General features: G+C 57.2%; 11 protein-coding genes. 6 read left to right on the top strand and 5 right to left on the bottom strand.

Annotation, left to right across the window (positions count from 1 at the left end):
- Window positions 1-94 precede the first annotated feature (94 nt).
- Entirely contained in the window at window positions 95-913 is an 819-nt protein-coding gene (locus tag IPI58_00330) for an undecaprenyl-diphosphate phosphatase (GenBank protein QQR69981.1), read from the top strand.
- A 33-nt stretch (window positions 914-946) separates the two neighbouring features.
- Here the strand turns inward: IPI58_00330 and IPI58_00325 are convergent, their stop codons facing one another.
- The 3 genes from IPI58_00325 to IPI58_00315 form a co-directional block, all read right to left on the bottom strand.
- Complete coding sequence (locus IPI58_00325; protein ID QQR69173.1) at window positions 947-1,783, bottom strand: inositol monophosphatase; 837 nt, start codon at window positions 1,781-1,783, stop codon at window positions 947-949.
- A gap of 36 nt (window positions 1,784-1,819) precedes the next feature.
- Entirely contained in the window at window positions 1,820-2,386 is a 567-nt protein-coding gene (gene efp, locus IPI58_00320) for an elongation factor P (protein QQR69172.1), read from the bottom strand.
- Between the two features lie 103 nt (window positions 2,387-2,489).
- Window positions 2,490-4,385: a peptidyl-prolyl cis-trans isomerase gene (locus IPI58_00315; GenBank protein QQR69171.1), complete on the bottom strand. Its 1,896-nt coding sequence runs from the start codon at window positions 4,383-4,385 to the stop codon at window positions 2,490-2,492.
- 102 nt (window positions 4,386-4,487) lie between these two features.
- On the opposite strand from IPI58_00315, the gene IPI58_00310 reads away from it, so the two are divergent.
- The 3 genes from IPI58_00310 (at window position 4,488) to IPI58_00300 (ending at window position 6,764) form a co-directional block, all read left to right on the top strand.
- On the top strand, window positions 4,488-5,243 hold the full coding sequence (locus tag IPI58_00310) for a triose-phosphate isomerase (GenBank protein ID QQR69170.1): 756 nt from the start codon (window positions 4,488-4,490) through the stop codon (window positions 5,241-5,243).
- Window positions 5,243-6,157 (top strand): EamA family transporter, encoded by a 915-nt coding sequence (locus tag IPI58_00305; GenBank protein ID QQR69169.1) that lies wholly within the window; start codon window positions 5,243-5,245, stop codon window positions 6,155-6,157. The genes IPI58_00310 and IPI58_00305 overlap by 1 nt, the downstream gene beginning before the upstream one ends.
- A gap of 241 nt (window positions 6,158-6,398) precedes the next feature.
- Complete coding sequence (locus IPI58_00300; protein QQR69168.1) at window positions 6,399-6,764, top strand: HU family DNA-binding protein; 366 nt, start codon at window positions 6,399-6,401, stop codon at window positions 6,762-6,764.
- A 226-nt stretch (window positions 6,765-6,990) separates the two neighbouring features.
- On the opposite strand, the gene IPI58_00295 is transcribed toward IPI58_00300, so the two are convergent.
- Together IPI58_00295 and clpB are read right to left on the bottom strand one after the other, a co-directional pair.
- Window positions 6,991-7,782 (bottom strand): hypothetical protein, encoded by a 792-nt coding sequence (locus tag IPI58_00295; protein ID QQR69167.1) that lies wholly within the window; start codon window positions 7,780-7,782, stop codon window positions 6,991-6,993.
- A gap of 186 nt (window positions 7,783-7,968) precedes the next feature.
- Window positions 7,969-10,584 (bottom strand): ATP-dependent chaperone ClpB, encoded by a 2,616-nt coding sequence (gene clpB, locus IPI58_00290; protein ID QQR69166.1) that lies wholly within the window; start codon window positions 10,582-10,584, stop codon window positions 7,969-7,971.
- Window positions 10,585-10,847: 263 nt separating this feature from the next.
- On the opposite strand from clpB, the gene IPI58_00285 reads away from it, so the two are divergent.
- Together IPI58_00285 and rpmF are read left to right on the top strand one after the other, a co-directional pair.
- A complete protein-coding gene (locus IPI58_00285; GenBank protein ID QQR69165.1) occupies window positions 10,848-11,195 on the top strand; it encodes a hypothetical protein in 348 nt (115 codons plus the stop codon).
- A gap of 188 nt (window positions 11,196-11,383) precedes the next feature.
- On the top strand, window positions 11,384-11,587 hold the full coding sequence (gene rpmF, locus IPI58_00280) for a 50S ribosomal protein L32 (GenBank protein ID QQR69164.1): 204 nt from the start codon (window positions 11,384-11,386) through the stop codon (window positions 11,585-11,587).
- Window positions 11,588-11,675 lie beyond the last annotated feature (88 nt).

Genomic DNA, 11,675 nt, shown 5'->3' with positions numbered 1-11,675 from the left:
AATCTGTTTATTGTTGCGCAGACTGGGCAGCTTTGTTCATATGGCGCCGACAGATACCTAATCCTTATCATGCTTATAGGTGTTCAACATGCTGATGCCTTCCGTATCCGATCTACTCAATGCCGCCGTTTTGGGTGTCGTGGAGGGGCTGACGGAGTTTCTGCCGGTGTCCTCAACGGGGCATTTAATCCTATTTGGCGAATTGTTGGGATTCCAGGGGCCGCCGGGCCATGTGTTCGAAGTGGCTATTCAATTGGGAGCCATCCTTGCTGTCGTCTGGGCCTTCTTTGGCAAGCTTTGGGGATTGGCCGTGGGGCTGCCCCTACAGGATGCCCGAGGTCAGCAGGCGCGCAAGATGGTGCTGATCATCTTGGTGGCTTTCTTGCCTGCTTTGGTGATTGGTGGCCTAGCGCATAGCTTTATCAAACAGGTTTTGTTCAACCATTATGTCGTGTGTGCATCGCTTATATTGGGAGGCGTCGTGTTGCTGTTCATCGATCGATGGGCAAAAACGCCTAAGATTCAGAATATGGAGGCCATCAAACCGCGCACGGGCCTTATCATCGGCTTGTTCCAATGCGTGTCGATGATCCCGGGCGTGTCGCGATCGGGTACCACTATTGTGGGTGGCATGCTGTGCGGCGTGGATAAGAAAGCCGCGGCTGAGTTCTCCTTCTTTCTGTCCTTACCCACCATGTTCGGCGCGACGGCCTATGACCTATATAAGGGGTGGAATGGAATCAGTATGGACGGTGCGATGACCATCGGAGTGGGCTTTATCGTCGCTTTTATCTCGGCTCTGATTGTTATTCGTCCATTCCTCGACTTCGTGGGACGTCATGGCCTGGCGGCGTTCGGCTGGTATCGCATCGCCGCAGGCATGGCCATGTTGGCGCTGCTGTTCACGCGGTAACCATATGTATTTACATCGAATAATTGAGAGAATTCACGAAGCAGATGATTCGGTCTTGGTGCGCACGCTGCGCAGACGGCGTTGGATTTGAGAGAACAGGCCGGGTGTCGAAGCCAAGATACTGGTATCATAGATGGGATGATTGCGTTCAACTAAAGAGGCCAAGGCCGCCCCTGACTCGATGGCGATCAGCCGTGCCGCCGCCACGTCCCATATCGAAAAATGACGCATGACGCATGCGTCCAAACGGCCCGCAGCCACATAGGACAATGCCAGGGCGGCCGAACCCATGCGGCGATTTCCCGCGACCATGGGTTCCAGTTCGGCCATTTCCCTCAGGAAAATATCCCATTCCGTTTTGTCTTCGGGGGTGCGGGCCGGGTTGTGGCTTAGGTGGATCAGCGCCAAACCCAGCTCCTTGCGCGCCGATACGCGCAAGCGACGATGGTTCATATAGGCGCCATGACCACGCTCGGCCCAGAACATTTCGTCTTGAACGGGATCGAAAACCAGGCCCGCCATGATCTCGCCATGACGCTGCAGGGCGATGGAAATGCACCAATGCGGCAGGCCGTGCAGGAAATTCGTGGTGCCGTCCAAGGGATCGACGATCCAGCAAGGGGCATCCTCGCCGCCGGTTCCGACATGCTTGCCAGACTCTTCACCCAGAAAGCTGAAATCGGGCCGCGCCTTGGCCAGTTCTTCGCGCAGGATCTTTTCCGAACGCTCATCGGCATTGCTGACGAAATCCTTGGGACCCTTTTTGGATACCTGCAGATTCTCGACCTCGCCAAAATCGCGCACCAGGGATTTGCCCGCCTTTTCGGCCGCACGGGCCATCACGGTCATAAGTGCCGATCGGACGGGCATATGGGATTTTCTCCTGGAATAACGGGATAAGGAAACCTAGTTTTTGGCGCGCTCGACATAGCTGGAATCGGCGGTGTTGACCACGATGCGCGTTCCCGTCTCGATATGCGGGGGCACCATGACCTTCACGCCATTTTCCAACACGGCAGGCTTGTAGGACGATGTCGCCGTCTGGCCGCGCACCACCGGATCCGCCTCGACAATCGCCAAGACCACCGAGCTGGGAATCTCCACGCCGATCGGCTTGCCTTCCAGGACTTTGACGTTGCAGGTCATGCCGTCTTGTAAGTACACCACGGGATCGCCGATCAGGTCCTTATTCAGGCTCAGCTGCTCATATGTCTCGGGGTTCATGAAGGTATAGACATCACCCTCGGCATACAAATACTGCATGTCGAATTCGTCCAGACGCAAGCGCTCCACCGTTTCCTGGGTACGGAAGCGTTCATTGCTCTTCACGCCGGTCTTAGCGTCGCGCATTTCCACCTGGATAACGGCGGCACCCTTGCCGGGTGTGTTGATTTCGCTGCGCGCGACGATCCAAACACGGCCATTATGCTCAAAGACATGACCGGCGCGCAGGGTATTGGCTTGGACTTTCACGATACAACCTCGAATGTCATGGCAATGGAGCCGTCGACCCTGACGGCCGCAGCTGCCGCATGTTTACGGCAAACGCGCCGCGCATGCAATGTATTCCTGCTGGCTACGATGCCGACGCAGGCCCATAGAGCGGCTTCAGCACATCCGTGTTGATCAGGATTTTCTGGCGGTGCTTCAGCTCTAACAAGAATTGCTGAAGGACGGATTCGGTCAATTGCCGATTGACCTGTTCGCGCAGTTCCTGGGCCGAGTGATTGGCCTCGGCATCGCTGACCGGGCGGATGTCTTTCAAGCGCACCAAGGCCCAGCCCAAGGGCGAAGCGCCATCCGTAACTTGACCCACATTCAAGGTGAAGGCCCGCGCGAAGACATCGGCGGATAGTCCGGTATCTTGGATGGGGTCCTTGGCCGAAAGCGGCTGAGTGGTCAGCTTACGCAAGCCAGGCTCGGCGGGAAAGCCGTCAAGCGGCGTGCCCTGACGGAACGATTCGGTCAACTGCATGGCGCGTGTGCGGGCCTGCTGGGTTTTCTGGGTTTCCTTCCAGGATTCGACGACCTTGGATTTCACCTCGGCCAACGGCGGTACGCTCATGGTGGCGATGGAGTCCACATGCACCAAAGCAACGCTGCCATCGGGCAGGTCCACCGCCGTGCTGGTTTGGCCCTGCAGGAGACCAAAAGCCGACTCCGCGACCGGCAATCCGATATCGCCCAGCCCATCAACGGCCTTGCCGTCCGGTCCCAGTCCTTGGGCCGTGATGGCTGGAGCCGCCATGACGCGAAAACCAAGCTGACGGGCGGTTTCCTCGAAAGGTTTACCGGCAGCGGCGGCATCTTCCAGCTTAGCCACCACGGAGTCCATCTTTTGCGACGCCATTTCCTGCTTCAGGCTATTGACGATTTCTTCGCGCATTTCTTCGAGTGTAGGGCGGCGCGAGGGGATGATCTCGGTCACTTGCAGCACATGGAAACCTAAGGGACTGGGCAACACGTCGCTGATCTCGCCCTTGGATTGCGAGAAGGCCGCAGGGGCCAGCTCGGGCGGCACGTCGCCTTCAGCGGCGCGTTGTACAGGCACCGCGTCCAGCTTTTCGGCTAACGCCGCAGCCACCAGATTGCCGCCCGCACGCGCGGCCTTGGACACGCGCTCGGCCTGGGCCTGATCGGTTGCGGTGACTTGCAAGATGTTGCGCCGTTCCGGCTCGCTGGCCGAATCGGCTTTGCCTTCATAAGCGGTCTTGATGTCTTCCTCATTGACCTTCACGTCCTTGGCCAGATCGTCGCTGACCAGACGCGCCACATGAATGGCGCGCATTTCGGGCCGCATGAAACGGTCCTCATGCTCCTTGTAATAAGACTCTAATGTCGCGGCATCGGGATCGGCCGGTGGCGACATGGCATTGGCGTCCAGGAGCAGGACTTCCATCACCCGGCGCTCATTTTGTGCCTGATACATCATCCGCGTCAGGCTTTCAGGGGCGCGAAGACCGTATTGCACCGAAGTTAGAATCAAGGCGCGCGTCATATCGTGCAATTCGTCGCTCAAGAATTGTTGGGGCGACATGCCCAAGTTTCGCAGCATTTGTTCGAACATGGGACGGTTGAGCGTTCCATCGGGATTGCGCATCTCGCCAAAGCGGCTAAGACGCAACAGGGCCACATCCTGCCCCGCTTGCAGCCCAAGCCGATCGGCCTCTAGGTCCAGGACGGATTGATTGATCAACCGCTCTAACGTGTCGTCCAGCAGACCTTGCGCGCGAGCGGCATCTTCGTTGACGGTTTCTCCGGTGCGCTGACGCAGCATCATCAGGTCACGGCGAAAATTGGTCTCTAGGTCGGCGCGGGTGATCGAATCGGGACCGATTTCCACCACTGGCTTTTCCTTGGAGCGATTGCGCAGCGTGTCTCCTACCCCCCATAGGGCAAAGCTGGCCACAATCAGGATCAGCAGAGCCTTGAAGATGTTGGATTGCGTCATCACGCGCATGGATCGAAGCATGGAAAGGCACCTTGGATAGACGACGAATCCGGGAACCATTGGAACCCGGAACTGGGCGTGATAATAATGCGCCATCCGTTCACGGCAACAAGGATTTTACCGATGACCGCGCGCCGCCCGATTGTGGCAGGAAACTGGAAGATGCATGGCACCTTCTCCTCGGCTGCTTCCTTGACCAAGGAAGTGATGGAAAACTTGCCAAAAACGCAGGCAGATGGCCCTCAAACCGTTGTCTGCGCACCATTTCCTCATCTACTGACAGTGGGGCAGCTTAGCGCCGGATCGGATTTACATCTGGGCGCGCAGGATTGTTCCGATAAGGTTCAAGGTGCCTATACAGGCGATGTTTCGGCAACGATGCTAATGGATATCGGATGCAGCCATGTCATTGTGGGGCATTCCGAACGACGCAGTTTGCATGGCGAGACATCGGCCCTGGTCGCGGCCAAGGCGGCGGCGGCCCAAGCCGTAGGCCTTATTCCTATCATCTGCGTGGGCGAGACCGAGGCGCAGTATCGCGCCGGATCGTCGCGCGCGGTGGTCGAACAGCATCTATCCGAATCGCTGCCCAGCGGCGCGACGGCCTTGAACACCGTGATCGCCTATGAGCCTGTCTGGGCCATCGGCACGGGACTGACCCCAAGCTTGGAGGAAATCGCCGCCATTCATCGGGCCATTCGTGACACGTTGGGGGCATTGGGCGCGGATATGCGGATCCTGTATGGCGGCTCCGTCAAGCCCGACAACGCGGCAGCCATTTTGGCCCTGGATGACGTGGACGGGGCCTTGGTGGGGGGAGCCAGCTTGAAAGCATCGGAGTTTATAGCCATCGTCCAAGCCGCACATAATCGCGTCTGATGAGCGCTCTGATCATTCCTTGGTATGTATGCGCCCTGTTGGGGCGCGCGATGTTCGCTTATGCGAATATCGTCGACTCATTCCTGGCCAATCGGGTGTTCCGGTACGGATTCTCGCCGGTTTTCTATACAGCATGCCTGCTGGTCGTCTTTTTGCCTTGGTCCATGGTAGGCGGCTTGCCGTTTGTGCCGGGCAGCTGGGGGGTCTGGTTTTTGATCCTGCTGGTCGCATTCTTCGACACCATCTATCTGCTGCCCTATTACATGGCTTTTCGTGTAGAGGACACGTCCACCGTCACGGCCTTGTATTCCCTGGGCCGCATCTTCGTGCCGGTCTTGGCCTGGTTCCTGATCGGTGAGCATCTGCCCGGTGGCGCGTATCTGGGCTTTAGCATCATCGTGGCGGGCAGTTTATTGCTGATCTGGCGTCCAGGCATGAAATTAAAACAGTTATCGTCTCTGGGATATGTGATTCTGGCGGCTTTCTTGGTATCGATCGCCATTGTGCTGACGCGCATGACAAGTCGCCATGTCGATTGGCTGAGCCTGTTGTTTTGGTCGCGTCTGTTGGGCGCGGCCATGATGGTGCTGTTCTTGATATGGCCGCGCGGACGCCACCCTTTGCAGGAATGGCCCGCCTTTCGCCGCAACTGGCACATCGTGACGGCCGATGCCGCATTGACCTTATGTGCCAATGCTCTTGTCATTTATGCCTTGTCCGTCGCGCCCGCCACCTTGGTGGTGGCCGTCTCCGCGCTTCAACCCCTGTTCGTGCTGTTGTTCAGCTGGATATTGATCCGTAAGGATAAGGGCCATGATCTGCGCGAATCGATGGATCGCACCAGCATCATGCGCAAATTGGGCGCTTTCGCCATGCTGGCGCTGGGATGTTTGCTGATCGCTCTAAAAATGTAAGTCCCATGGGCGGAGGGGGATGACGGATTTTTCATCCTTATTCTGGGCTTTGGTGGCCAGGCGCGGCGGAAGGCGGCCATGCCCGCGAATTTGGCCGGACGCAGCCCAGGCTCCCCGCCCTCTCCTGCCCCTCTCAAGATCACGGGATGGTGGTGTTTACCATATGGTCATCGATAAATCTGTGTGTTACTAATGGGGTTCCGAATCACGGTTCGTGTCTCATCTCAACTCGGAGAAAACGATGGTTACGAAGAAGCAGCCCACCAAGTCAGAACCCGCGCCCGTTCGTCCGGTCAAAGAGACTTTGACCAAATCGGCGCTGATCAACCTGATTGCCGAGCAGAACGAGATTCCTCGCAAGACCGCCCTGGGCGTCTTCAACACGCTCGAAAGCGTGTTGCTAGGCTCCGTACACCCGCGTGGTGTGGGTGAGTTCACTTTGCCCGGTTTATTGAAAGTGACTTTGCGCAAGGTTCCGGCGCGCAAGGCGGGAACGCTGATCCGCAATCCGGCCACGGGTGAGATGATGAAGGCAGATGCTAAGCCCGCCAGCGTGCGAGTGAAGATCCGCGCCTTGTCGAAGCTCAAGGCCGCCGCCACCGCCTAAGCCTTATACGGCGCTCCCGGCAACGGGAACTGTATGGCTTGAATTTGGCTATCCCAATGCCCGAGATGCTTGTCGTCTCGGGCATTGTCGTTTTTGGAGACGTGCGACAAGTTATCGGACGGATTGTGAGATAAGATGAATTTGATGCCTAATTGCCATAGGCATGGCGAAACGTCCCTCTCAGTGGTCTTCCGTCTTCGAATAAACGAGCGGAAATATTCACGAATCAACGCACAATAAGAACTTTGAAACAATTTGATTCAGATAATGGGCCAAACTGGTTTGTTATGCATCCTGATGTATGACCAGCAACATTAGCCGTAACATGGGTTCCATATTGTTGAGCAGCATCCCCATTTCCATCGAATGTGCCGCTGCATGGAGGGTAATAAGATCCCGTGAAGTAGTTACCAGGAACGTATGCAAAGTTACACAATGCATTAACCTCTAGATTTCCTATCACATTACTATACTTGTTTATACTATTTGCTACTTCTTTCTTTAAAAATGGCATCATCATAATTAATGATGTTGTTGTTTGACCATTCCCAATACCTTTAACAGATAGCGTGCTCGTGAAAAAGTATTGTCCATAACCCGTATATCCAGAAAGACTTGCATCCAATACTTGTGGTGGCGGATATTTATATGAAATACCGCCGCCATTGACATCAAAGACATGGCAGGATTTATCAGACGGGGCATTTGAATTTGTATAGCCGCTGACAAAAGGGTTTTCAAAGCTGACTTGCGTATCGGTGCAGCCCTTTGCCAATACCCTATCCACGGCGAATTTCACCTCATCGGCATATTCGAGAATGGCGGATGCCTGGGCCTTGGCGCCGACGGTGGAAGTATCGCCATGGAACGAACCCGACCCCGCCGCAATGGCAGCAGCCAAGACGGCCAGAATCGCCACGATGAACAGGATCGGCCCAATGGCTATGCCTGATTGAGTGCCTAATTTAAACGCCGATGCACAGCACGCAGGGGGTGGGGTATAACCAGCTTCTTCCATCGCCGTGTATGGCTCCGACTTTTTAAATCCTAACGCATACAACTTACCAAACAGCGATATGCCTGTACAGAGCCGATGCGCGGCCAATCTCAATGAGGCAGCGAGGCGGCTCTAGAAGATGAAGGTAAGGCAAAGGAGTGAATCTGGTTTGTGATCTCCCTTGTTAACTTCCCGTCTATTCCAGTGCTACCTCGCTGCATCCCCATTGATTTCCAGCGGCTCCAGATCGAGGCCGTCGTTATCGTGGTTGGGCGCGACGCGCACGGTTTGGCCGTCATGGATGGTGCCGGCCAGTAGGGCCTCGGCCAGGGGGTTTTGCAAGACACGCTGAATGACTCGTTTCAAGGGACGCGCGCCATAGACCGGATCATAACAGGTCTCGGCCAGCCAAGAACGGGCCGAAGGCGTGACATCCAGCGTGATTTTCCGATCGGACAGCAAGGCGGACAGGCGTTGCAATTGGACATCGACGATGGCACCCATATTCTCACGCGACAGACGATGAAAAATAAGGATCTCGTCGAGGCGATTGAGGAATTCGGGGCGGAAATGCCCACGCACCGCTTCCATGACCTTTTCACGCACCGCGACGCTTTCGTCGTCATGCGTGTGGTGCGATAGGACATCCGATCCCAGATTGGACGTCATGATGATCAGCGTGTTGCGGAAATCCACCGTGCGGCCTTGGCCGTCGGTGAGGCGTCCGTCATCCAGCACTTGCAGCAGGACGTTAAAGACGTCTGGATGCGCCTTTTCCACTTCGTCGAACAGGATCACTTGATAAGGACGCCGCCGCACCGATTCGGTCAGTGCGCCGCCTTCCTCATAGCCGACATAACCAGGCGGCGCGCCGATCAGCCGCGACACGGCATGTTTCTCCATGTATTCGGACATGTCGATGCGCTGCATGGCGGCTTCGTCGTCGAATAAAAAGGCGGCCAGGGCGCGCGCCAACTCGGTCTTGCCCACGCCCGTGGGGCCCAGGAAAAGGAAGGAACCCAAAGGACGGTTGGGGTCTTGTATTCCGGCGCGAGAGCGGCGCACGGCATGGCTGACGGCCGAGACGGCTTCGTCCTGGCCGATGACACGGCGATGCAGGGCCTGCTCCATGTTCAAAAGCTTCTCGCGTTCGCCGGTCAACATGCGTTCGACAGGAATCCCGGTCCATCGACTGACCACGGCGGCGATATCGCCTTCGCGCACTTCCTGCTTCAGCAGGCGTTCGCTGCCTTTTTCCCCGGCCTCTTGGGCTTGACGTTCCAGTTCGGGGATGACGCCATAGGTCAACTCGCCCGCGCGGGTCCAATTGCCGTCGCGCTGAGTCTGTTCCAGTTCGACGCGCGCATGATCCAGACGCTCCTTGGCCTTTTGCGCGTCGGTCAAAGTCTGCTTCTCCGCCTGCCATCGGGCGGTCAGGGCACCCGATTCCTCTTCCAAGGCGGATAATTCCTTTTCCAGCTTTGCCAAGCGATCATGGGAGGCGGAATCGGTTTCCTTGCGCAGAGCCTCGCGCTCGATCTTTAACTGAATGATGCGCCGATCCATCTCGTCCACGGCTTCGGGCTTGCTGTCCACCTCCATGCGCAAACGCGCCGAAGCCTCGTCCACAAGATCGATGGCTTTGTCGGGCAGGAAACGCTGGGCGATATAGCGGTTCGATAGCGTGGCGGCGGCCACCAACGCGCCGTCAGTGATGCGTACGCCGTGATGCAGCTCGTATCGCTCCTTCAGTCCGCGCAAAATGGAGATGGTGTCTTCCACCGTGGGCTGGCTGACATAGACGGGCTGGAAACGCCGCGCCAGGGCGGCGTCCTTTTCGATGCGCTCGCGGTATTCGTCCAATGTCGTCGCGCCGATGCAGTGCAACTCGCCGCGCGCCAAAGCGGGCTTGAGCATATTCGAAGCGTCCATGCTGCCATCGGCGCGGCCCGCGCCGACCAGCATGTGAAGCTCGTCGATGAACAGCACCACCTCGCCCGCCGCCGCCGAGACTTCGTGCAGCAGGGCTTTAAGCCTTTCTTCGAACTCGCCGCGAAACTTGGCACCGGCCACCAAGCCGCCCAGGTCCAGGACCAGAACGCGCTTTTTCTTGAGGCCTTCGGGAACGTCGCCCTTCACGATGCGCTGGGCCAGCCCCTCGACGATAGCTGTTTTGCCTACACCGGGTTCGCCGATAAGGACCGGATTGTTTTTTGTGCGCCGCGCCAAGACCTGGATGGTGCGGCGGATTTCTTCGTCCCGACCTATCACCGGGTCCAGCTTGCCGCTACGCGCCGCTTCGGTCAGATCGCGGGTGTATTTTTTAAGGGCGTCATAGCCGCCTTCCGCGCCGGGCGAGTCGGCCGCATGTCCCGCGCGCAGGCGTTCTATCGCCGCCGTCAAATTGTCAGGCGATATGCCGCCCGCCTTGAAAGCCTGCGTTACGCCGTTCGTAGGAGGTAGAGCCGCCAAGGCCTGCAACACACGTTCAAGCGTCACATATTGCTCGCCGCTCTTTTGTGCTAGGGACTCGGCCTCCATCAAGACTCGCGCCAATTCGGGATCCATATAGATCCGGTCGGCACCGGGCGAGGCGTCCAGGATTTTGGGCAGTTTGGCCAGTTGGGCATCCAATTCGGCGTCCACCGCCTGTGGGTTCCCGCCCGCCGCGCGGATAAGACCTGTCACCAGGCCGTCCCGATCTTCCATCATGGCCTTCAAAAGATGCTCGCCCTGAATGCGCTGATGCCGATGCCGCAAAGTCAGCATCTGCGCCGCCTGCATCAGGGATTGTACGCGCTCGGTATAACGTTCGGGATTCATAGCATCTTGTCCCCATGTTCAACGGTCATTGACCAATCTAATCCGGTTATGCCCTATCGCAAGTGGCACATCTGTCATGCGAGGGTACCGTAGCCCCGGTTTACGAGACAATACCGGAACAATATAGCAAACTTAGGATGTGATGTCCGCGACCAAGCAGATGTGAGACAGGTCTGGCCACGCATAGGCGTGTCTATCCGCTTGAACTGGCGCGATATATCGCCCAGAATGGGTTGGCTTAGCTTACGACAGGAGAAACCGTCATGAAAAAAGGATGTTGTTGCGGCAAAGGCATGGGCGTTTTGTCGATGCTGTTTGCATTCGCCGCCGCTGGGGTGGTGCTGTTTTCTGTGCTTCATGACGGGGCTGAAAAAGGCCTTTGGGTGGGCTTTGCCTTGTACTTCATCGCCAAGGGCTTGTTCATGGGGCCTAGCCTGATGTTGACGGCTTCCGCATCGCAGGGCTGCGCCTGTCGATCAGGCAAAGGCTGTTGCTCGTCCGAGGGCGGCAAGGGCGGATGCTGTTCGACAGAAGAAAGCGCGGGGAACTCCGAAGGTGGTTGCTGCTCACCCGGCGCGGGATGTCACGGCGAGGCCAAAAAAGAAGGTTAATTCTGACCCATTCAGGGAGCCGAACACCGGCCCGCATGCAAGCCTTGCATTGGGTTCGTTCTTTGGCTAAACAATCTGGTCCCTTGACGGTTTAACCGGAGAGGGACAGGGTTTCTCTTTTGCGCCATGCGTCGCCACTAAAAGCGGTGGCCAAGTGGCGTGAGTGATCGTGTCCGGAGGCAGGTATCATGGCAGTTCCAAAGAAAAAGACATCCAAATCGGCGCGCAACATGCGTCGCTCTCACCACGCGATTAAGCCCGCGACCTATGGCGAGTGCGAGAATTGCGGCGTGCCCTGCCTGCCGCATCATGTGTGCAAGGCTTGTGGCCATTACAGCAAGCGCCAGGTCTTTAGCAACGCGAATGAGGGTGGCGAAACGGCGGCGGCCTAACAGTCGTGGCCTTTTCTAAACTCCTTTTGCCATATGGTCTTGCCCAAGGACGGTGAATCCGCGTGAGCCATCCTCCTCTGATTCTTGC

This window comes from Alphaproteobacteria bacterium (assembly GCA_016699305.1).
Taxonomy (GTDB): Bacteria; Pseudomonadota; Alphaproteobacteria.
The sequence above is the reverse complement of the archived record's forward strand: the minus strand, read 5'-3'. Positions and strand labels throughout refer to the sequence as shown.